At 65.5% G+C, this 21,253-nt stretch carries 22 protein-coding genes; 15 read left to right on the top strand and 7 right to left on the bottom strand.

The genetic code is table 11. The features are described from left to right. Positions 1 to 88: 88 nt before the first annotated feature. From wrbA to hemB, 6 genes are all read right to left on the bottom strand, one after another. Positions 89 to 769, bottom strand: a complete 681-nt coding sequence (wrbA, locus tag LG661_RS11075) for an NAD(P)H:quinone oxidoreductase (RefSeq protein WP_230531943.1) — start codon at positions 767 to 769, stop codon at positions 89 to 91. 89 nt (positions 770 to 858) lie between these two features. Continuing rightward, complete coding sequence (locus LG661_RS11070) at positions 859 to 1,605, bottom strand: arginyltransferase (RefSeq protein ID WP_230531942.1); 747 nt, start codon at positions 1,603 to 1,605, stop codon at positions 859 to 861. Positions 1,606 to 1,709: 104 nt separating this feature from the next. Next, positions 1,710 to 2,189 (bottom strand): RDD family protein, encoded by a 480-nt coding sequence (locus LG661_RS11065; protein WP_230531941.1) that lies wholly within the window; start codon positions 2,187 to 2,189, stop codon positions 1,710 to 1,712. 10 nt (positions 2,190 to 2,199) lie between these two features. Next, positions 2,200 to 3,444, bottom strand: coding sequence for a threonine ammonia-lyase (locus LG661_RS11060; RefSeq protein ID WP_230532023.1), 1,245 nt, complete (start codon positions 3,442 to 3,444; stop codon positions 2,200 to 2,202). A 24-nt stretch (positions 3,445 to 3,468) separates the two neighbouring features. After that, positions 3,469 to 4,824, bottom strand: coding sequence for a branched-chain amino acid ABC transporter permease (locus LG661_RS11055; RefSeq protein WP_230531940.1), 1,356 nt, complete (start codon positions 4,822 to 4,824; stop codon positions 3,469 to 3,471). A gap of 26 nt (positions 4,825 to 4,850) precedes the next feature. Further along, on the bottom strand, positions 4,851 to 5,894 hold the full coding sequence (gene hemB / locus LG661_RS11050) for a porphobilinogen synthase (protein ID WP_230531939.1): 1,044 nt from the start codon (positions 5,892 to 5,894) through the stop codon (positions 4,851 to 4,853). Between the two features lie 187 nt (positions 5,895 to 6,081). Here hemB and LG661_RS11045 point away from each other — a divergent pair, with 187 nt between their 5' ends. The 13 genes from LG661_RS11045 to LG661_RS10985 all read left to right on the top strand — a co-directional run bounded on the left by LG661_RS11045 (position 6,082) and on the right by LG661_RS10985 (position 19,487). Further along, on the top strand, positions 6,082 to 7,134 hold the full coding sequence (locus LG661_RS11045) for an enoyl-CoA hydratase/isomerase family protein (RefSeq protein ID WP_230531938.1): 1,053 nt from the start codon (positions 6,082 to 6,084) through the stop codon (positions 7,132 to 7,134). Further along, positions 7,134 to 7,604: a DUF6163 family protein gene (locus LG661_RS11040; protein WP_230531937.1), complete on the top strand. Its 471-nt coding sequence runs from the start codon at positions 7,134 to 7,136 to the stop codon at positions 7,602 to 7,604. The genes LG661_RS11045 and LG661_RS11040 overlap by 1 nt, the downstream gene beginning before the upstream one ends. Before the next feature lie 317 nt (positions 7,605 to 7,921). Next, the gene (locus tag LG661_RS11035; RefSeq protein WP_230531936.1) at positions 7,922 to 9,187 is read left to right on the top strand and encodes a L,D-transpeptidase family protein; all 1,266 of its coding nucleotides are present in this window, start codon (positions 7,922 to 7,924) and stop codon (positions 9,185 to 9,187) included. Positions 9,188 to 9,363: 176 nt separating this feature from the next. Continuing rightward, on the top strand, positions 9,364 to 10,668 hold the full coding sequence (gene glyA / locus LG661_RS11030) for a serine hydroxymethyltransferase (RefSeq protein ID WP_230532022.1): 1,305 nt from the start codon (positions 9,364 to 9,366) through the stop codon (positions 10,666 to 10,668). 15 nt (positions 10,669 to 10,683) lie between these two features. Next, entirely contained in the window at positions 10,684 to 11,187 is a 504-nt protein-coding gene (gene nrdR / locus LG661_RS11025) for a transcriptional regulator NrdR (protein WP_230531935.1), read from the top strand. Further along, positions 11,187 to 12,326 (top strand): bifunctional diaminohydroxyphosphoribosylaminopyrimidine deaminase/5-amino-6-(5-phosphoribosylamino)uracil reductase RibD, encoded by a 1,140-nt coding sequence (gene ribD, locus LG661_RS11020; RefSeq protein ID WP_268995450.1) that lies wholly within the window; start codon positions 11,187 to 11,189, stop codon positions 12,324 to 12,326. The genes nrdR and ribD overlap by 1 nt, the downstream gene beginning before the upstream one ends. Next, the gene (locus tag LG661_RS11015) at positions 12,326 to 12,964 is read left to right on the top strand and encodes a riboflavin synthase (RefSeq protein ID WP_230531933.1); all 639 of its coding nucleotides are present in this window, start codon (positions 12,326 to 12,328) and stop codon (positions 12,962 to 12,964) included. The genes ribD and LG661_RS11015 overlap by 1 nt, the downstream gene beginning before the upstream one ends. A 169-nt stretch (positions 12,965 to 13,133) precedes the next feature. Continuing rightward, entirely contained in the window at positions 13,134 to 13,625 is a 492-nt protein-coding gene (gene ribH, locus LG661_RS11010; protein WP_230531932.1) for a 6,7-dimethyl-8-ribityllumazine synthase, read from the top strand. Between the two features lie 2 nt (positions 13,626 to 13,627). Continuing rightward, positions 13,628 to 14,110, top strand: coding sequence for a transcription antitermination factor NusB (gene nusB / locus LG661_RS11005; protein ID WP_230531931.1), 483 nt, complete (start codon positions 13,628 to 13,630; stop codon positions 14,108 to 14,110). A gap of 28 nt (positions 14,111 to 14,138) precedes the next feature. After that, a complete protein-coding gene (thiL, locus tag LG661_RS11000; RefSeq protein WP_230531930.1) occupies positions 14,139 to 15,128 on the top strand; it encodes a thiamine-phosphate kinase in 990 nt (329 codons plus the stop codon). Beyond that, positions 15,103 to 16,347, top strand: a complete 1,245-nt coding sequence (locus LG661_RS10995) for an MFS transporter (protein ID WP_230531929.1) — start codon at positions 15,103 to 15,105, stop codon at positions 16,345 to 16,347. The genes thiL and LG661_RS10995 overlap by 26 nt, the downstream gene beginning before the upstream one ends. 156 nt (positions 16,348 to 16,503) lie before the next feature. Next, positions 16,504 to 18,627 (top strand): sodium-translocating pyrophosphatase, encoded by a 2,124-nt coding sequence (locus LG661_RS10990; RefSeq protein WP_230531928.1) that lies wholly within the window; start codon positions 16,504 to 16,506, stop codon positions 18,625 to 18,627. A gap of 269 nt (positions 18,628 to 18,896) precedes the next feature. Next, positions 18,897 to 19,487 carry a DUF2087 domain-containing protein gene (locus LG661_RS10985; protein ID WP_230531927.1) on the top strand — a complete coding sequence of 197 codons (591 nt, stop codon included), beginning with the start codon at positions 18,897 to 18,899 and terminating at the stop codon, positions 19,485 to 19,487. Positions 19,488 to 19,563: 76 nt separating this feature from the next. Here LG661_RS10985 and LG661_RS10980 read toward each other — a convergent pair whose 3' ends face one another. Next, positions 19,564 to 20,019 (bottom strand): outer membrane protein assembly factor BamE, encoded by a 456-nt coding sequence (locus LG661_RS10980; protein WP_230531926.1) that lies wholly within the window; start codon positions 20,017 to 20,019, stop codon positions 19,564 to 19,566. A gap of 103 nt (positions 20,020 to 20,122) precedes the next feature. Between LG661_RS10980 and LG661_RS10975 the strand changes: the two genes are divergently transcribed. Together LG661_RS10975 and LG661_RS10970 are read left to right on the top strand one after the other, a co-directional pair. Then, entirely contained in the window at positions 20,123 to 20,668 is a 546-nt protein-coding gene (locus tag LG661_RS10975) for a ubiquinol-cytochrome C chaperone family protein (protein ID WP_230531925.1), read from the top strand. Beyond that, a complete protein-coding gene (locus LG661_RS10970; RefSeq protein ID WP_230531924.1) occupies positions 20,665 to 21,177 on the top strand; it encodes a YceD family protein in 513 nt (170 codons plus the stop codon). The genes LG661_RS10975 and LG661_RS10970 overlap by 4 nt, the downstream gene beginning before the upstream one ends. Positions 21,178 to 21,253: the final 76 nt, after the last annotated feature.

Genomic DNA, 21,253 nt, shown 5'->3' with positions numbered 1-21,253 from the left:
ACGTCATGGCCGAGCTTGTCCCGGCCATCCCGATCCGAAGGCGCGGCGCTTCCTGAGATCACCGGCATAAGGCCGGCCATGACGTGCCTCAGCCCTGATCCGCCGTTCCCCCGGTCGTTTCGGTCGGGTTGTTCATGTCTGCAGGAGCCGGTCCGCGTTCCCCGGCGCCTCGCTCCAGGCGGGCGGCGATCTCGGCAACGTGGCGGCCCTGGAAGCGGGCGCCTCCCAGCTCGTTCTCGCTCGGCTGGCGCGAGCCGTCGCTGCCTGCAAGCGTCGTCGCGCCGTAGGGCGTGCCGCCCGAGACCTCGTCCATCTTGGTCTGGCCCGGGTAGGAATAGGGCAGGCCAACGATGATCATGCCGTGGTGGAGAAGCGTCGTGTGGAACGAGGTGATGGTCGTCTCCTGGCCGCCATGCTGCGTGGCGGTCGAAGCGAACACGCTGCCGACTTTTCCGACGAGCGCGCCCTTCACCCACAGCCCGCCGGTCTGGTCGAGGAAGTTGCGCATCTGGGCCGCCATGTTCCCGTAGCGGGTCGGCGTTCCGAAAATGATCGCGTCGTAATCGGCGAGTTCGTTCGGGCTGGCGATGGGGGCGTCCTGGTCGACCTTCATGCCGGATTTCCGCGCCACGTCCTCCGGCACGAGTTCCGGCACGCGCTTGATCGTCACCTCCGTTCCGGCGACGGAGCGCGCGCCTGCGGCGATGGCCTGGGCCATCTGCTCGATATGGCCGTAGGAGGAATAATAGAGGACCAGGACCTTCGCCATCGCACACCCTTTCTGTCATGGATGTACCGCAACGGGCCGTCGGCTCCGTTGTTCCGGCGGTTTTTGCAAGCCGCCCTTTGCCCGGCCGGTTACTCCGTCCGGACCCAGCCCTGCGCCAGCAGGCGCTCCTGCGGCTTGAAGCGGGCCTTGTAGTCCATCTTCTTGGAGCCCGCCACCCAGTAGCCGAGATAGAGATAGGGCAGGCCCATCGCCTTCGCGCGCTCGATATGGTCGAGGATCATGAAGGTGCCCAGCGAGCGGTCCTGCTCGTCGGGATCGTAGAAGGAATAGACCATCGACAGGCCGTCGCTCATCACGTCCGTCAGGCACACAGCGAACAGGTCGCCTGTGCCGCGCCCGGTGATGCCGCTGTCAATCCCGCGCCGGCGATACTCGATGATCTGCGTATCCACATGGCTGTCCTCGACCATCATCGAGAAGTCGAGGACGGTCATGTCCGCCATGCCGCCGTCCGCATGGCGCAGGTCCACATAGCGGCGGAAGAGGGAGTACTGCTCGGAGGTGGGGCGGTTCGGCAGGGCATTGCCGATCAGGTCGGCATTGCGCTTGAGGGTGCGCCGCAGATTGCCGGAGGGCTCGAACTCGTCCACCACGACGCGCACGGACACGCAGGCCCGGCAGGAATCGCAGGCGGGCCTGTAGGCGATGGTCTGGGAACGGCGGAAGCCGCCTTGCGTCAGGATCTCGTTCAGCTCCCGCCCGCGCCGTCCCACGATGTGAGTGAAGACCTTTCGCTCTTCCTTGCCCGGCAGATAGGGGCATGCCGAAGGCGAGGTGAGGTAGAACTGCGGTGCGTCGCGCGGCTGGCTCGTCAAGCTGTGTGGCCCCGTCAAGAATCCCCAAGAGCAGACTCAACGCTCAAGGATAACATTGGTGCCTGATCCGTCCAGGAAAAGGGGCAGCGATGCCGCAACCCTTCTTATGTCCGGATCACCAGCATGTTGGTCAGAAGATCGCGCACGAAGCGGCCATCGTTCCGGAAGAACCCGACGAGCACGTCGCAGGCCCAGAGCAGGAAGGTGGAGACCGCCACGTAGAACAGAAGCGCATGGACGGCCGCCGCGATCATGGAGACGGGGCGGCCGGTGCCGGGATCGACCACCCGCAGCCCCATGAAGCGCATGCCGATTGTCGCCTGCGACGGGCCGCCGATGGTGATTGCGTTATAGACCACGAAGGAGAGGGCGGTCAGCGGAAGCAGGGCGAAAAGCCCCCAACCGAGTCCGAAGGTCAGGAGGCCGAGCACAAAGATCGCGATGGAGAGCAGCACCACCCACAGGGCGACGACGATGACATCGATCAGATAGGCCCAGAAGCGCCGGGCGATGACGCCCTCCGTCATCCGGGCGTCGACGGCGTGAGCTTCGTAGCTCATGGGCGGATAGGGGCGGTTGACCATCGTTTCGTCCTCAATAGGCGGTTTCCGACAGGCAGCGGGAATCGATCCGCCGCGGGGCGAGACCCTCCGCCGCCAGGGCCTCGAACACCTCCAATGTATGCGCTCTTCCGCGCGTTTCGATGGTGATGTCGATGGAAACGCCCTTGGCGGGCACATCCAGGAAGAGGCGGCCGTGGGAAACCTCCAGGATGTTGGCCCCGAGACTGCCGAGCAGGCTCGCCACGCGGCCGAGCAGACCCGGCCGGTCGTTCGAGGTGATGCGGAAGGAGGCGATCCGGTCGTCGCGCTCGAGTTCGCGCACCATGACGGAGGCGAGGATGCGGGCGTCGATGTTGCCGCCGCAGAGGACGAGGCCGACCCTCTTGCCCTTGAAGCGCTCCGGCTCCGCCATCATGGCCGCGAGACCCGATGCGCCCGCTCCCTCCGCCATGGTCCGCTGCAGGGTGGCATAGGCGTTGACGGCGCGCTCGATGAGCGGCTCGTCGACCAGGACGATGTCGGAGACGAGATCGCGCACGACCGGGAGGGGAAGCTGGCCGACGGTCTTCACCGCGATGCCCTCGGCCAGGGTCGCGCCGCCGATGGGACGGTCTTCGCCGCCGATGGCGTTGTGGAAGGAGGGGTAGAGCGCCGCTTCCACGCCGATGATTTCGATCAAGGGCTTGAGCGCCTTGGCGGCGATGGTGATGCCGGAGATCAGGCCGCCGCCGCCGATGGGAACCACGATCTGGTCGAGATCGGGCGCATCCGCCAGCATTTCGAGGGCGATGGTGCCCTGGCCGGCCATGACCTTCGGATCGTCGTAAGGATGGACGAAGACGAGGCCTTCCCGCTCGGCAATCTCGCGGGCCTGGACGGCGGCTTCGTAGAGCGTCTCGCCAAACAGAATCACGCGCGCGCCATAGGAGCGGGTGTTCTCCGCCTTCACCAGAGGCGTGCCTTCCGGCATGACGATGGTCGCCGGGATTCCGAGCCGCCGGGCGTGATAGGCCACGGCCTGGGCGTGATTGCCCGCCGACATGGCGATGACGCCGCGCCTGCTCTCCTCCAGGCTCAGGCTCTCCAGCTTCGTCACCGCGCCGCGCTCCTTGAAGGAGCCGGTCGGCTGCATGTTCTCGTGCTTGACGCAGACGGTGGCGCCCGTCAGCTGGGACAGGCGAGGCGCAGGGACGAGCGGCGTTCGCAGCACCTGTCCTCGGATAGTCTCCGCTGCACGCTCCACATCCTCGATAGTGATGGCGTATTGGGCCACGATTTCCTCCGGATACGATTCCCGCCCTTACACGGGTCGTGGTGTTGGATCTTGGAAGCCCAGCAATCCGCCGGGCCGAAAGATCAGAAAGACGATCAGCGCAGCGTAGAGAGCCATGTCGCGCGCTTCGATAGGCAAATATGCAGACCAGACGGTTTCGAACAATCCTACCGCAACGCCACCCAAAAGCGCGCCCGGAATCGAGCCGATCCCGCCGATGATGGCGGCGATCAGCGCCTTGAGGCCGAACTGGAAGCCGCCGGCAAAGCCCAGGCCGCCGTACTGCACCACGATCAGGAGCCCCGAGAGAGCGGCCATGGCGCCGGCAAGCGCCAGCGTCTGGACAAGGAGGCGGCCGCCGTCGATCCCGAAAAGCGCAGCGGCGCGGGAATCGTCCGCATAGGCCCGCCAAGCCCGGCCGAAGGAGGTCGCCTTCATGAGCCGGAGCAGAATCAGGGCCGCCAGCAGGGCCAGCCCCGCCGTGACAGCGCTGACCGGCGTGAGGTTGACGAGGAAGTCGCCCGCCCGGGCGAGCGGCCAGGCGTCGGACCAGACCGGGGGAACCCATACCGTGACCGGGCTCTGGACCAGCCTGAGATACTCCATAAGGAAAAGCGACAGGCCGACCGTTGCGATCAGGCTCGGCTGGGAACTCGCGCTCACGATTCTCCCGATGGTGATGTACCCGCCGACCGCGCTGTGCATCGCGCCTGCAAAGAGCGCAGCGCCAAGGCCCAGGGCAAGGCCGAAGACGGGAGAGGTCGCTCCGGCCACGAGGGCCATGGAGATTCCCGTCACGCTTGCGGCCGCCCCGACGGCTGCCAGCTCGCCGAAGGCGAGATTGATCCGCCCGCTCAGGCCGAAGATCAGCGCGAAGGCGACGGAGAGCAGGGCATAGATCGAAGTTCGCGGCAGGCTCACGAGCAGTTGCTGAAGCCAGTAGGCTGCGCTTTGCGGCAGTTCGATCACATCGGCATCCGGCCGGCTGCCGGGATCGCCGGCAACGCCCTCCGGCGTCTCGATGTAGTAGCGCTTCAGGAGATAGAGGTTGGCGCCCGAGACCTCGCCTTCCTCCGTGGCGAGCCCCGTCAGTTCCGCCTTGTTGGGTGAAAGGCCCTCCGCCGCGAACTGGCAGATGGCGAACCGCTCCAGGAGCGGCCGATCCGGGTACTCGGCGAGATAGTCGATCCGCAGGCTGCGGGGAACGGGACCGGCCCGCACCTGCTCGACGGTGATCCTGGCGCCGGGATTGAGGGCGGGAAGGGCGGAGCGGCAGACCCGGGTCTGCTCCGCGTCGGTCGAGAGGCCGCAGGCCGCGAGGAGGCCAAAACCCAGCAGGCTGCAGGCGAGCCGCCATGCCCGAAGGATACCGGAGCCTGACATGGGCCGGGCCTCGCTGCGAAGGATCCTCAGCCCTGGGCCTTCAGCTTCTCCGCCACGCGGGGAGCGAAGTAGGTCAGTATGCCGTCGGCTCCGGCGCGCTTGAAGGCGAGCAGGCTTTCCATCATCGCACGGTCCCCGTCGATCCAGCCATTGGCGGAGGCGGCTTCGATCATCGCGTACTCGCCGGAGACCTGGTAGGCGAAGGTCGGCACCGCGAAGGTGTCCTTCACCCGATGGACGATGTCGAGATAGGGCAGGCCAGGCTTGACCATGATCATATCCGCGCCCTCTTCGAGATCGAGGGCGACCTCCCGGATGGCCTCGTGCGAATTGGCGGGGTCCATCTGATAGGTGCGCTTGTCGCCGACGAGCGTGGCACTGGTGCCGATGGCGTCCCGGAAGGGACCATAGAAGGCCGAGGCGTACTTCGCCGCATAGGCCATGATCTGCACATCCTGGAAGCCCGCCTCGTCGAGGGCGCTGCGGATGGCGCCGATGCGACCGTCCATCATGTCCGAGGGAGCAATGACGTCGGAGCCTGCTTCGGCCTGGAGAACCGCCTGCCGGGCCAGGAGCGCCACGGTCTCGTCGTTGAGAATGCGCTCGCCGTCCATCACCCCGTCATGGCCGTGGCTCGTATAGGGATCGAGGGCGACGTCCGTGATGATCCCGATCTGGGGCACTGCGCGCTTGATCTCGCGCACCGTGCGGCAGACGAGATTGCGGGCGTTGAGCGCCTCGGAGCCGGTCGGATCGCGCAGGGAAGGGTCGGTATAGGGAAACAGGGCGATGGCCGGAATGCGCAAGGCGGCGGCGCGCTCGGCTTCCTTTACGGCCTCCCCGACGGTCAGGCGGTCGACGCCCGGCATGGAGCCCACAGCCTGCCGCCCGCTCGCACCGTCGATGAGGAAGACGGGCCAGATCAGGTCATCCGCGGTCAGCACGTTCTCCCGAACCAGCCGCCTCGACCACTCGGCCTTCCGGTTCCGTCGCAGGCGATGGGACAAGGCCAGGGACGAAGAGGCGGTTGCCTCGGCGGAGCGGCGGGGAAGAGGTGACAGTTTCGACATGGGTCCTTGTCCCGGGCCGGACTCGACGCGCCGGCGGATGGGCGAGGGTTAGCACATTTAAATCGCTCCAAAAAAGGTTTCCTCATCGCATTCCGCCGCAAACCGTGTGAAATAGCGGACCGCATCGCGAAGCATTGACCTTTGCAGTCTCTGCCGGTTAAGCGCGGCGGATCAGAAGGAGTGTCGGATGGACGAGAGCGTCGAAGTCGTCTGCGAGAGGCAAGGTTCGGCCGGCCTGATCACGCTCAACCGGCCGCGCGCGCTCAATGCCTTGAATCTTGGCATGGTCCGCGAGATGCGCCGGGCGCTTGATTCCTGGGCCAAGGATCCCGCCGTCACGCGGATCGTCGTCCAGGGTGCGGGCGGAAAGGCCTTCTGCGCCGGCGGCGACATCCGCCAGTTGACCGAAGACCTCAAAGCCGGCAGGCGAGACGAGGCGCTTGCCTTCTGGCGGGAGGAATACCAGCTCAACATCGTCATCAAGCGCTATCCGAAGCCCTATGTTTCGCTGATCGACGGCATCGTCATGGGGGGCGGCGTCGGCGTGTCGCTCCACGGCTCGCACCGTGTCGCAGGCGAGCGCTATCTCTTCGCGATGCCCGAAGTCGGCATCGGTTTCTTCCCCGATGTCGGGGCGACCTACGCCCTGCCGCGCCTGCCGGGACAGATGGGCATGTATCTTGCGCTCACGGGCGATCGGGTCAAACGGGCCGATGCCGTCATGCTGGGGCTCGCCACCCATGCAGTCGCGAGCGAGAGCATCGATAGCCTGCGGCAAGCGCTGACCGACGGCGAGCCGGTGGAGCAGGCCTTGAAGGCGGCCGCCATCGATCCCGGTCCCGCACCTCTGGCCTCCGAGCAGGCAGTGATCGATGACTGCTTCTCCGCCGATAGCGTCGCCGCCATCCTGAAGCGTCTCGACGAGGCCGCAGCCAAGGGCTCCGAGTTCGCAGCCCGGACCGCTGCCGGAATGCGGACGAAGTCGCCGACCAGCATGAGCATCGCCTTCGAGCAGGTGCGCCGGGGAGGTGCACTGGATTTCGAGGACGCGATGAGGACCGAATTTCGCATCGTCTCCCGGATTCCGGACGGCCATGACTTCTATGAGGGCGTACGGGCGGTGATCGTCGACAAGGACAACAGCCCCCGATGGCAGCCCGCCGCCATCGGCGATGTGGATCCCGCCGTCGTCGAGAAGCACTTCGCCAGCCTGGGCGATCAGGAACTGGAGGTCGCCTGATGGCGCGCAATACGGGGCCCGGGAACACGTCCGAGGCCGGCAGGGACTACATCTCGGACCGGATCGAGGAGCATCCGGTCGCTCCCTCTGCCTTGCGCTGGAGCTTCGTTCTCACCTGGTTCATGCGCGTCCTGGCGATCGTCTGGATCATGAAGGGCCTGAGCGCCTGGGCCGTCATCCTCGGGATCTGGACGCCCATCGGCCATTTCGAGAACCGTTCCACCGGCTATCAGGCGACCGTCATCTATTTCGCCCTGATCGACCTCATCGCGGCGGTGGGCCTGTGGATGGCCAGCACCTGGGGCGGAATCATGTGGCTTCTGGCGGTGATGAGTCACCTGATTCTGGCGGCGTTCTTCCCGGGCATCGTCTCCGGCGGGATGCCTACCATGGTCTTCTTCCTGACCCTTGTCGCGATCTATCTGGGGATCTCCTGGCTGGCAGCCCGGGAGTCGAATTGGGAAAACTAGCTTAGGAATAATAGCTTACAAGCAATTCTGAATGTGATACGGGAGAGGGGGGCGTGGGCTGCCGGTCCACGGCTCAGCTTCACGGGGAAGTGTATCCTCAGAAACACAGTTCCAGGCTAGAGATGGTGTCGGATGCGGTTTCGAGAACCAAGATCCTGCCGGCCAGCCATTCTGCCATAAAATGGCCCCGAAGTTCTCCGTTCTCGACACTGTTCCTTAATTCTCTCCCGGCAGAGATCGCCGGAAGAGAAAGGTGGTCGTGAACCCCGTTCATGCGCCGCCCGTCGACTATATCCAACAGGGAAGAGCCTGTGCTCATGTTGTCTCGCCGAACCCTCCTGACAGGATCGCTCGCCCTCGTCTTCACGCCTGCGATCTCGGCCCTGGCCCAGCAATTCGCTCAGGGACAGGCCGAATGGTCGCAGAACTACGAGGCCGTGTCCCGCACGCGCGTTCAGCGGATCTCGACCCCCATGCTGTCGCCCGAGGCCCTCGCGGCCACGGAGCAGATGATCGAGTATTACCGCGCTATCGCCGCGCGCGGCGGCTGGCAGCCGGTCCAGGGCGTCCAGGGGCTGCGGGTCGGCGCCAAGAGCCCGGCCGTCATGGCTCTCCGCCAGCGCCTGATCGTCACCGGCGATCTCGACCCGGCCGCGGGCCAGTCGCCGATCTATGATTCCTACGTCGAGGCGGGCGTTCGCCGCTTCCAGGCCCGCCACGGCATCAGCTCCACAGGCACGATGACGGCTGCGACCATTGCGGCCATGAACGTGCCGGTCGATATCCGCATCCGCCAGCTCGAGATCAATGTCGAGCGCCTGCGTGCCCAGATGCGCGGCCTCGGTAACAAGTACGTGGTCGCCAACATTCCCGCCGCCCTCGTCGAGACGGTGGAGAACGGGGTGGTCCACACCCGCCACGCCGCCGGCGTCGGCAAGGTCGACCGCCAGTCGCCGCTCCTCGACTCCAAGGTGGTCGAGGTCAATTTCAATCCCTTCTGGACCGTGCCGGCTTCGATCATCAAGAAGGATCTGATCCCGAAGATGCAGAAGGAGCCGAGCTACCTGACGGACAACAAGATCCGGATCTTCAAGGGAGATCAGGAGCTTTCGCCGTCCCAGGTCAACTGGTTCTCGGACGAGGCGACCCGCTATCGCTTCCGGCAGGATCCGGGCGGCGAACTCAACTCCATGGGCTTCGTGCGCATCAACATCCCGAACCAGCACGGCGTCTACATGCACGACACGCCCTCCAAGGGCATCTTCGGCGATGATTTCCGCTTCGTCTCCTCGGGCTGCATCCGCGTGCAGAATGTGCGCGACTACATCGAGTGGCTCCTGAAGGACACGCCCGGCTGGACCCGCGAGCAGATCGACGCCACCTTCAAGTCCGGCGAGCGCATCGATGCCCGGCTCGCCCAGGCGGTGCCGATCCGCTGGGTCTACATCACCGCCTGGGCGACCCCGGACGGCCTCGTGCAGTTCCGCGACGACATTTACGGCAAGGACGGCCTCGGCGCCGCGATCCCGGTCGCGAGCGTGGAGCCGACCGAGCCCGATGCGGAGATGTTCCTGCAGAACTGATCCGCCCTAACGGAAATATCCATTCGACAGCCCGCCTTCAGGCGGGCTGTCGTTTTTCAAAAGCCGGTTAGGCAGGTCTTCGACGGGTTGGCGCACTTCGCCGGCCCATGGTAAAGGCCAGACGATTCAGACCGAGCGGCCGTTTCAGGCGGGCTCACAGGAAGGCGAGGATGACCATGAGCGCGGGTGAAGCGGCACGAAGCCATCTGTCCAACAGCTTTTTCTCGGCGAGCCTGGCCAACAGCGATCCCGAGATCGCCCGCGCCATCGAGCTGGAGCTCGGTCGCCAGCGCGACGAGATCGAGCTGATCGCCTCCGAGAACATCGTCTCCCGGGCCGTTTTGGAGGCCCAGGGTTCGGTGATGACCAACAAGTATGCGGAGGGCTATCCGGGCCGCCGCTACTACGGCGGCTGCCAGTTCGTCGACATCGCCGAGGAACTCGCCATCGACCGCGCCAAGCGGCTCTTCGACTGCAAGTTCGCCAACGTCCAGCCGAATTCCGGCTCCCAGGCCAACCAGGCAGTCTTCATGGCACTCATGAAACCCGGCGACACCTTCATGGGGCTGGACCTCGCCTGCGGTGGCCACCTGACCCACGGTTCCCCGGTCAACATGTCCGGCAAGTGGTTCAATGTGGTGAGCTACAAGGTTCGTGAAGAGGACCAGATCATCGACATGGACGAGGTCGCCCGCCTCGCCCGCGAGCATAAGCCAAAAGTGATCGTGGCCGGCGGCTCGGCCTATTCCCGCTTCTGGGACTTCGACCGTTTCCGCGAGATCGCGGACGAGGTCGGGGCCTTCTTCATGGTGGACATCGCCCATTTCGCGGGCCTCGTCGCGGGCGGCGCGCATCCGTCTCCGTTCCCCCACGCCCACGTGGTCACCACCACCACCCACAAGACCCTTCGCGGCCCGCGCGGCGGCATGATTCTCACCAATGACGAGGACATCGCCAAGAAGGTCAATTCCGCGATTTTCCCCGGCCTTCAGGGCGGTCCGCTCATGCATGTGATCGCCGCCAAGGCCGTGGCCTTCGGCGAGGCGCTGCGGCCTGAGTTCAAGCTCTATGCCCGATCCGTGGTCGAGAATGCCAAGGTCCTGGCCGACACGATGCTCGCGAACGGCTACGCCATCGTCGCCGGCGGCACGGACAATCACCTGATGCTGGTGGACCTGCGTCCGAAGAAGCTCACCGGCAAGGCGGCGGAAGCCGCGCTCGGCCGCGCCCACATCACTTGCAACAAGAATGGCGTTCCCTTCGATCCCGAAAAGCCCATGGTGACCTCCGGTGTCCGCCTCGGCACCCCCGCTGCCACCTCCCGCGGCTTCGGCGTGGCCGAGTTCAAGCGGGTGGGCGAGCTGATCGTCGAGACGCTCGATGGCCTCGCCAAGCATGGGGACGAGGGCAATGCTGCGACCGAGGAGTCGGTGAAGCATCGTGTCCACGAGCTGACCCGCCGGTTCCCGATCTACACCTGATATCGAGACTGACCGATGCGGTGCCCTTATTGCGGGAGCCTGGACACCCAGGTGAAGGACTCCCGCCCCACGGACGATTCCTCGGCCATCCGTCGCCGCCGCATCTGCCCGGATTGCGGTGGCCGGTTCACGACCTTCGAGCGCGTGCAGCTGCGCGAGCTGACAGTGCTGAAGCGCTCCGGCCGGCGCGTGCCGTTCGACCGGGACAAGCTCCAGCAATCGGTCGAGGTGGCTTTGCGTAAGCGCCCGGTGGAGCCCGAGCGCGTCGAGCGCATGATCAACGGCATCGTGCGCCAGCTCGAGAGCATGGGCGACGGCGAGGTTCCGAGCGAGACCGTGGGCGAACTCGTGATGGAGGGTCTGAAGGGCCTCGATGACGTGGCCTATGTGCGCTTCGCCTCCGTCTACAAGAACTTCCGCGAGGCCAAGGACTTCGAAGAGATCCTGGGCAAGCTCGCCGAGGTGGAGGGCGTGGAGCCCGCACCCTCCCGCAGGCGCAAGCCGGTGCAGTCCGAGTGATGAGCGCCTCCGGGCCAAGGGGTGCGCTGCCCGAGGCCACCCTGCAGGATGAATGCTTCATGCGCCTCGCCGTCACCCTGGGCGAGCGGAATCTCGGCCTGACTTGGCCTAACCCGTCGGTCGGCGCCGTGGTGGTGGACGAGCGCGGCGGTGGGCCTGTCATCCTGGCCCAGGGCGCGACCCAGCCCGGAGGCCGTCCCCATGCGGAGCGGGTGGCGCTCGCCGCCGCCGGAGAGCGGGCGAGGGGAGCGACGCTCTATGTCTCGCTTGAACCCTGCTCCCACCACGGCAAGACCCCTCCCTGTGCCGATGCGGTGGTCGAATCCGGGGTCTTACGGGTCGTCTCCGCCCTGGAGGACCCTGACGCCCGCGTCGCAGGGCTGGGCCATAACCGGCTGCGCGAGGCCGGGATCGAGGTCTCGGTCGGCTGCCTCGCAGGACAGGCCTTCCGCGCCCATCGCGGCCATATCACCCGCGTGGCGAAGGGGCGGCCGGCCGTGACGCTGAAGCTGGCGCGGACCACGGAAGGATTTGCTGGCAGGCGCAGCGGCGGCCGCCTGATGATCACCGGCGAGACCGCCAATGCGCGCGTCCACCTCATGCGGGCGCATGCGGATGCGATCATGGTAGGCGTCGGGACAGTGCTGGCGGATGACCCGCTGCTCAATGTCCGCCTGCCGGGCCTCGAAGGGCGCTCGCCCATCCGCGTCATCCTCGATTCCCACCTTCGGACCCCCGCCGCATCGCGTGTCGCTGCCGGAGCGCGGGAGATCCCGACCTGGATCGTCGCCGCCGCCGAGGCCCCGGTCGAACCCGAGCAGGCGTTGAAAGCGCAGGGCGTCGAGATCATGCGCGTGGCTCCGGACGCAGACGGGCGCGTCTCGCTGCCCGAGGCGCTGGCACTGCTGGGGACCCGCGGACTGACCCGGATCTTCTGCGAGGGCGGCCCCGGTCTGGCCGATGCCCTGGCTGCGTCGGATCTGATCGACGAACTCCTCCTCGTCACCGGCCGCTCCGCCAGGGGCGAAGGCGACGTGCCGGCGCTCGGCCTTTCGCTTCAGGACCGGATGGACAACCTCGATTTCGTGGCCGAGGAGCAGATCGGCCGCGACCTTTTCATGTTTTGGGAGAAACCCTGATGTTTACGGGGATCGTCACCGATATCGGTGAGGTTGCAACGGTCGATGGGACGCAAGGCACGCTCAAGCGCCTGCGCGTCCATTCCGCCTATGATCCGGCAACGATTACGATGGGGGCCTCCATCGCCTGCGGGGGACCATGCCTGACGGTGGTCGGCTTCGGTCCCCGGGAAGAGGGAGGCTGCTGGTTCGATGTGGATGCCGCCGCCGAGACCCTGGAGCGCACCACGGTCGGGGAGTGGCAGGCGGGCACACGGGTCAACCTGGAGCGCGCCCTCAAGATCGGGGACGAGCTCGGCGGCCATATTGTCACCGGGCACGTGGACGGCGTCGCCACCATCGTGGCGCGGGAGGCCATCACCGCTGGCGACGACCCATGGGGGCCGACTGCCCGCTTCGTGATCAAGGCTCCGCAGGCCCTATCTTCCTTCATTGCGGAAAAGGGCTCCGTCTGCCTGGACGGCACATCGCTGACCGTCAATTCGGTAACGGACGACATCTTCTCCGTCCTTATCATCCCCCACACTCTGAACGTGACCACCTGGGGCGCGCGGAAGGTCGGCGACAAGCTCAATCTCGAGGTCGATCTGATGGCCCGCTACGCGGCACGCCTTGCGGAGGCGCGCGGGGCAGGGTAGGGACGCTCAGCATTCCCGGACCCGTACATAGCTCTCCATCCTGAGAAGGCCGCAGGCCGTCTTGAAGGACGAGAGCGCTCCAGTGTTCCCGAAACCCTCCTTCGAGATGCGGATCCTCTCCGCTCCTCAGGAAGAGGGAGGACACAGACAAAGGTTTCACAAGTCACCCATGGTCTCGCATTCCGCAAAGCCGCAAAGCTCCCGTCCGCCGGTTCCCGGCGCCCGCATCCTGGTCATCGAGGCGCGCTTCTACGATGATATCGCCGACGAACTGCTGCGCGGGGCGCGCGGGGTCGCAGAGGAGGCCCAGGCGATCGTCGACGTGCTGACGGTGGACGGGGCGCTCGAAATCCCTGCAACCGCCGCCATTGCCCTGGATGCTGCCGCAAAGGCTGGCAGGCCTTACGACGCCGTCGTGGCTCTCGGTTGCGTGATCCGCGGCGAGACGGGGCACTACGACATTGTCGCGGGCGAGAGCGCCCGCGCCCTCATGGACCTGTCGGTCGCCCGCCGCATCCCCCTCGCCAACGGCATTCTCACCGTCGAGAACGACGAGCAGGCTTGGACCCGAGCCCGTGTGAATGAATTGAATAAGGGCGGGGGAGCGGTGGAAGCGGCTCTGGCCGTCCTGCGCATCAAGCGTAACCTCGAGGAGGCCTGATCATGACGAAGCCCGCAGAGCGCTCGGCGGCCCGCCTTGCGGCTGTCCAGGCCCTCTATCAGATGGACGTATCCGGCAAGAGCGTCCTCGATGCGCTGGCGGAGTTCGAGGCCTTTTGGATCGGCCGGGAGGTCGAGGGGATCGAGTTCAAGCCGTCCGACGTCAATTTCTTCCGCGACATCATTCGGGGCGTGGTCGACAACCAGCGCCCCATCGACGTGAAGATCGACAACGCGCTTGCCTCCGGCTGGCCCCTGCGGCGCGTCGAGGCGGTTCTGCGCGCCATCCTTCGCGCCGGCGGCTATGAGCTCATCTACCGTAAGGACGTGCCGGCCCGGGTCGTGATCTCCGAATATGTGGACGTGACCCATGGCTTCTATGGCGAGGACGAGCCCGGTCTCGTGAACGCGGTGCTCGACAATCTGGCCCGCGAGGTCCGTCCCGGCGAGCTGGAAAAGAAGGCGGCGGGACAGGCCAAGCGGTAGAACTACGGGCGGCGGGTGGCATCGTTCCATGGGATCTCCTGAACGCCTCGGCGAAGACAGCCTGATCGCCCGCTTCTTCGCGCCCCTCGCGGGCGAGGGCGGGCTGGGCCTGCTGGACGATGCAGCTAGCTTTTCTCCCAAGCCCGGGCACGACCTTATCCTCACCACGGACGCGCTGGTCGAGACAGTGCACTTCCTTCCCGGTGATCCGCCGGGCTCCATTGCCCGAAAGGCATTGGGCGTGAATGTCTCCGATCTCGCAGCGAAGGGCGCCGATCCGGCTGGCTTCCTGTTGAGCCTTGCCCTGCCCGAGAACTGGACCGAGGAGTGGCTTGCCGGCTTTGCCGCCGGCTTGGGCGAAGCTGCCCGGGACTTCTCCTGTCCGCTCCTGGGTGGTGATACCGTGAAAGCGAAGGGTGCGCTGACGCTCTCGGTGACCGCCATCGGAGAACTGCCCAAAGGACACATGGTCCACCGGATGGATGCGAAGGCGGGCGACGTGATCTGCGTCACCGGAACCATCGGCGATTCCGCCCTTGGGCTCACGCTGCGCTCGTCTCCGGCCTGGACAGCGAGTCTCTTGCCGGGGGACGGAGCCTTCCTCGCCGACCGATATCTCAATCCGCAGCCCCGCCACCGCCTCGCAAAGGCGGTGAGGACCCATGCCCGGGCCGCCATGGACGTCTCCGACGGTCTGGCGGGCGACCTTGCAAAGATGATGCGGGCGAGCGGCGTGACCGCCATAGTCGAGATCGGCCAAGTCCCCCTGTCCGCCGCTGCTCGCAGGGCCGTCGAGGCCGATCCTACTCTGGTGGATCGGGTTCTGACCGGGGGAGACGACTACGAGATTCTCTGCACCGTTCCCGAAAAGAACCTCGACAGCTTCCTCAAAGAGGCAGATAGCGTCGGTATCACCCTGTCCGTGATTGGCCGTGTCCTCGAAGGGCATGAGCGCCCAGTCTTTCGGATGGAAGGTATCGAAAGACGCTACGATGTCGGCTCATACTCACATTTCTAGCAGTGCCGCCCCGATCCCGGACGGCGATGCCCTCGCCAAGCGCAACGCTCTTGTCCTTGCCGTCGCTCTGGCTCTCGGCGGCTCGAGCCCGGCCATCGTGGTGTCCTTGGGCGGCCTCGTCGGGCAGTCCCTGGCCAGCAACAAGGAATTCGCCACCCTTCCCGTGAGCCTGCTCAATCTCGGTCTGGCGCTCGGCACCATCCCGGCCGCCATGCTGATGCGGCGCGCCGGGCGGCGCATCGGCTACATCGTGGGCGCCGCCATCGGCCTGTTCGGAGGCTGCCTGGCTGCCTTCGGCATCACCTCGTTCAGCTTCATGCTCTTTTGCATCGGCACGCTGATCATCGGCATGTACGGATCCTTCAACCAGAGCTACCGCTTTGCGGCGACGGACTCTGCTTCCGAGGCCTTCAAGCCGAGGGCGATCTCCTGGGTGATGTCCGGCGGGCTGGCCGCGGGGATCATCGGTCCCCAGACCGTCATCTGGACCCGCATCTGGACCCGCGATGCCGTCGAAACGGCTCCGTTTTCCGGAGCGTTCCTGGGGCAGGCGGTCCTGGCCTTCCTGTCCATGATCGTCGTTTCCTTCCTGAGACCTGCGCCTGTCATTGTCGCACCGAGCGGGAGTTCCGGGGGAAGGCCGCTTCTCGAGATCATGCGGCAGCCCCGGTTCATCGTCGCCGCCGTGACGGGTCTCGTCTCCTACAGTCTCATGAGCTTCGTCATGACGGCGGCGCCCCTCGCCATGATCGGATGCGGTCACCCGGTCGGAGCCGCGGCCCTCGGGATCCAGTGGCATATCCTCGCCATGTTCGGCCCGAGCTTCTTCACCGGCCGCTTGATCGGGCGCTTCGGAAAGGGGCGGGTGACCGCGGCCGGGCTCGTCCTCATCGCCGTTTCCGCCCTGGTCGGCCTGTCGGGCATCACCATTGCCCATTTCTGGATCACACTGATCCTCCTCGGGGTCGGCTGGAACTTCGGCTTCATCGGCGCAACGGCCCTCGTGACCGAGTGCTACCGCCCGGAGGAGCGCACGAAAGTCCAGGCCGCCAACGACTTTCTGGTCTTCGGCTCGGTCGCCGCAGCCTCCTTCTCTGCCGGTCAGCTTCTCAATGGGGGCGGGTGGGACAGCGTGAACTGGCTCGTCTTCCCGCCGGTCCTGGTCGCCCTAGTTCTGCTAAGCTGGCAGGGACGGGCGAAGTTTCCCGCAGCAGCTTAAAGTCTTCCTGTGGGTTTCGCCGGAAGGATCGTTGCGGGGTGCCTGTTTTTTTGTCACCAAGTATAGACTTCGCTGGGGGTGGGGGCCATCAAGGCCAAAATAGAGGCCTTGTGACGCGGCTTTCTGCTTTCCCATAACAAGGATGGCAAAAGTACAATGGCACTGACCCTGATCATTCTGGGCGGCCTTCTTTCCATCGCCTATGGCCTCTGGGCCATCAGCGATGTGATGAAGCGCGACGCCGGTTCTCAGCGTATGCAGGAAATTGCGAACGCAATTGCTGAAGGCGCAAAGGCTTATCTCCGCCGGCAATACATCACCATTGCCATCGTGGGCGTGGTGCTCTTCGCCATCATCGCCTATTTCCTAGGCCTTCGCGTCGCCATCGGCTTCGCCATCGGCGCGATCCTCTCGGGCGCAGCCGGCTTCATCGGCATGAACGTGTCCGTCCGCGCCAATGTCCGCACGGCGCAGGCGGCCACCCAGTCCCTCGGCGGCGGCTTGGACGTCGCATTCAAGGCCGGAGCCGTGACGGGCATGCTCGTCGCGGGCCTCGCCCTGCTCGGCGTCGCTCTCTATTACGGCTACCTGACCCGCCTCGGCGGCCTGCTTCCCGGTGACCGCGTCGTCATCGACAGCCTCGTGGCCCTCGGTTTCGGCGCCTCGCTGATCTCGATCTTCGCCCGCCTTGGCGGCGGCATCTTCACAAAGGGCGCCGACGTGGGGGGCGATCTGGTCGGCAAGGTCGAGGCCGGAATTCCGGAGGACGACCCGCGCAACCCGGCGACCATCGCCGACAACGTGGGCGACAATGTTGGCGACTGCGCCGGGATGGCGGCCGACCTGTTCGAGACCTATGCGGTGACCATCGTCGCCACCATGGTTTTGGCGGCCCTGTTCTTCGCCGGCCACCCGAGCCTCGACACGATGATGCTCTTCCCGCTCTCCATCGGGGCGGCCTGCATCGTGACCTCGATCCTCGGCACCTTCTTCGTGCGGCTGGGCCAGAACGAGTCGATCATGGGCGCTCTCTACAAGGGCCTGATCGCAACCGGCCTGCTCTCGGTCGTCGCCATCGCCCTCGTGACATGGCTGACCATCGGCTTCGAGACGCTCGCCGGCGTCACGTTCTCCGGGCTCGACCTGTTCTGGTGCGCCGTCATCGGCTTTGCCGTCACGGCGCTCATTGTGGTCATCACCGAGTACTACACGGGCGTGGGCTTTCGCCCCGTGCGCTCCATCGCCCAGGCCTCGGTCACTGGCCACGGCACCAATGTCATCCAGGGCTTGGCCATCTCCCTCGAATCCACGGCGCTCCCGGCGCTCGTGATCGTTGCGGGCATCATCGTCGCCTTCAAGCTCGCAGGCCTGTTCGGCATCGCGATCGCGGTGACGGCCATGCTGGCTGTCGCGGGAATGATCGTCGCCCTCGACGCCTTCGGCCCGGTGACGGACAATGCTGGCGGTATCGCCGAAATGGCGGGTCTGCCGAAGGAGGTCCGCAAGTCCACGGACGCTCTGGATGCGGTCGGGAACACCACCAAGGCCGTGACGAAAGGCTACGCCATCGGCTCGGCGGGTCTCGGCGCCCTTGTGCTGTTCGCGGCCTATACCTCCGACCTCAACTACTTCACCCAGAATGCGGCCCAATACCCGTACTTCCAGGGCGTGGTGCCGGACTTCTCGCTCGCCAATCCCTACGTGGTGGTCGGGCTTCTCTTCGGCGGCCTCATTCCGTTCCTCTTCGGCGGCATCGCCATGACGGCGGTGGGCCGGGCGGCCGGCTCAGTGGTCGAGGAGGTGCGCCGCCAGTTCAAGGAGAAGCCGGGCATCATGGCAGGCACCGACCGTCCCGACTACGGACGCGCGGTGGACATGCTGACCCGCTCGGCGATCAAGGAAATGATTGTGCCTTCGCTCCTGCCGGTGCTGGCCCCGATCGTGACCTATTTCGTGATCTACTGGATCGCGGACAAGTCTCAGGCCTTCTCGGCCGTGGGCGCGATGCTTCTGGGCGTCATCGTCACCGGTCTCTTCGTGGCGATTTCCATGACCTCCGGCGGCGGCGCCTGGGACAACGCCAAGAAGTCCTTCGAGGACGGCTTTACGGACGAGGCGGGCATCACCCACCACAAGGGCTCGGAGGCCCACAAGGCGTCCGTGACCGGCGACACCGTCGGCGACCCCTACAAGGATACGGCGGGCCCTGCCGTCAATCCGGCGATCAAGATCACCAACATCATCGCCCTGCTGCTCCTTGCGATCCTCGCGCATTCGTAAGGCGAGCAAGAGCGGAATCCCGGACCCCGCAGGGCGACCTGCGGGGTCTTTTCGTTATGGTCTCTCGGAATGCGCGGCAAAGCTTGATCGGGTCGCCGGGACGTATTATCGACATTGCACGGTCTGCAGTTCACCGAGGCATCGCCACCCCGAGGGGTACGCTAAACCTGCCGCTTCACAACATCGACGGACACCATTCCCCGTGCCGCGTCGGAAAGGCGATCGCCGGTCATCCCGCGTCGGATAGGCACGAGAACGAGGGATAGGTCATGTCCAGGACGATCTTGCCGTTTCACGCCAACGACATTTCCGCCGTTGCGCGCTCCCTGCGCCAGCAACTCGCCGAACGCGATGCGATGCCGGGACATCTCGAGCTGCTCAACATGCTGGCCCGCTCCATTGGCCACCGCAACTTTCAGCAGCTCCGCGCCCAGCTCGCCGCCGAGCGCACGATGAATCCGCCCGCTCCGGAGGCGGAGCCTGTTGACCCAAGAAGGATCGAACGCCTCGCCCGTTGCTTCGACGCTGAGGGACGCTTGCAGCGCTGGCCCGGCAAATGGAGCGAACAGTCGATCGCCTTGTGGGTGCTGTGGTCGCGCCTGCCGGCGAAGGAGAATCTCTCCGAAGCGCAGGTCAATGAGCGGCTCAAGGCCCTGCACGGCTTCGGGGATCACGCGTTGCTGCGGCGAGAGCTCTGCGATCTCGGTCTGATGGAGCGAACCCGCGATGGGCGCGTCTATCGCCGCGTGGAGTGGCCCGTGCCCGCCGAGGCTGTAGCCATGCTGCGGCATCCCAAGCTGCGAACTGCCGCTGGGAAATCCTCCGAGACGGAGCCTGACCAGGGCAGACCGTCGGCGTGAATCCAAAAGAAAAGGCCGGGCGTGAGCCCGGCCTTTGTCGTTTCCTCTGACGAGGTTCAGGTCTGATCCGAGAGGTTTAGGAGCCGAACGGGTTGAAGTTGTTCGTGCCGCGCAGGAGCTGTCCGAGGAAGCTCGTCTCCTGGCCGCCCGCCGGCGTCGTGCGGGTGATGAAATCGAAGACCTGGCCGTCCTGCAGGCCGTAGAGCGCCACGCGCTCGACCCTCAGGTTCGGGTCGAAATAGACGGCGGTGACCCGCTGGTCCACCACCTGCTCGGGCATGAACTGGAACGTGCGGCGGGACTTCTGGCTTATGTAGTACCAGCTCTTGTTGCCGACCGTGGAAACGGTGGAGGGGGAGCCGAGGGTCTCGAGGACCTGCTCGCCGCTCATGCCCTTCTTGACCTGCGAAATTGCGTTTTCATCCACGATGTAGCCGCGGTGGAATTCCTCGCCGACCGTGCAGGCGGCGACGGAGGAGGCGAGAAGCGTTGCGGCAGCCAAGCGCACCAGAAGGGTATGATTTCGACGCATCGTGTGGTTCTTCCAGGAATGCGGCGCGGATAAGCTTGCGCCTATGGACGGTGATGGCGTACCCCGGAGCTATGATTTTGACAAGCTTGGAAGGGCCAAAGCTGTGATCTTCAGTCTCTTCCGAAAGGATCCAAGACGCACCGCCATCGCGCTTCTCTACAAGAGGATCGCCACCGCGGCCCGTGCGCCTGGGCTGTATGGAAGCCTCAGGGTCCCGGACACCCTCGAGGGCCGTTTCGAGGCCCTTTCCCTTCATATGATTCTTGTCCTGCGCGCCCTTCGGGACCTGCCGGCGCCTGCAGACGAAGTCGCCAAGGACCTAACCGACGCCTTTTTCCGCGACATGGACGCTTCCCTGAGGGAGATGGGCGTCGGCGACACGGTCGTGCCGAAGCGCATGAAGAAGATCGCCGCCGCCTTCTATGGCCGAGCTCAGGCCTATGATGAGCCGCTGGGTGAGGCGGATGAAGGAGCCCTCGCCGAGGCTCTCGGTCGCAACGCCCTGGGAGGCGAGGCACCCGCCACGACGCTCGCGCGTTATGCCTTGGCCGCGAACCGCGGTCTGGAGACCATGGACCTGGACGCGCTTCTGGAGACAGGACCTGTCTTCCCCGTGCCGGAAACCTATGCAGAGGAGGGAACCCCATGACCCCTGAAACCGTGGGACCGCTGTCCCGGCCCGTCGATGTCATGAACATCCCCCCCCAGGGAACCGAAGCCCACGTGGTGGCGACGGAGGAGGAGCGGGCGGCCCTTGCGCGGGATTTTGGCCTGCCTGGCATCCAGGCGCTGTCCGGGGACTTCAAGCTGACGAGTTCGGCCAAGGGAATCCATGTGAAAGGGACGGTGAAGGCTTCTGTGACCCAGACCTGCGTCGTCACACTCGAGCAGTTCGATTCCGATATTGAGGAGGAGGTCGAGGTGGACTTTGCGGAGTCCTCCGGCATGCCGCCCGAGCCTCCGACGGAGATGCACGAATACGAGCCGCCGGATGAGATCGTGAACGGCCAGATCGACCTCGGCGCTTTGACGTCCGAGTTCCTGGCCCTCGGGCTCGATCCCTATCCCCGGAAGCCGGGAGTCGACTTCTCCTACCGCGACCCGGCGGATGAGAAGGACAGCCCCTTTGCGGCGCTCAACAGGCTTAAGCAGAAATAGGCTTTCGGACCCGTGCGGTCCTTGGTTGGCGGGATATAGAATTCGGTTGCGGAGCCAACGCAAACCGCTATTTTCC

Origin of the sequence: Microvirga roseola (genome assembly GCF_020866965.1) — a bacterium.
GTDB classification, from domain to species: domain Bacteria; phylum Pseudomonadota; class Alphaproteobacteria; order Rhizobiales; family Beijerinckiaceae; genus Microvirga; species Microvirga roseola.
This window is presented reverse-complemented; position numbering and strand designations above follow the sequence as displayed.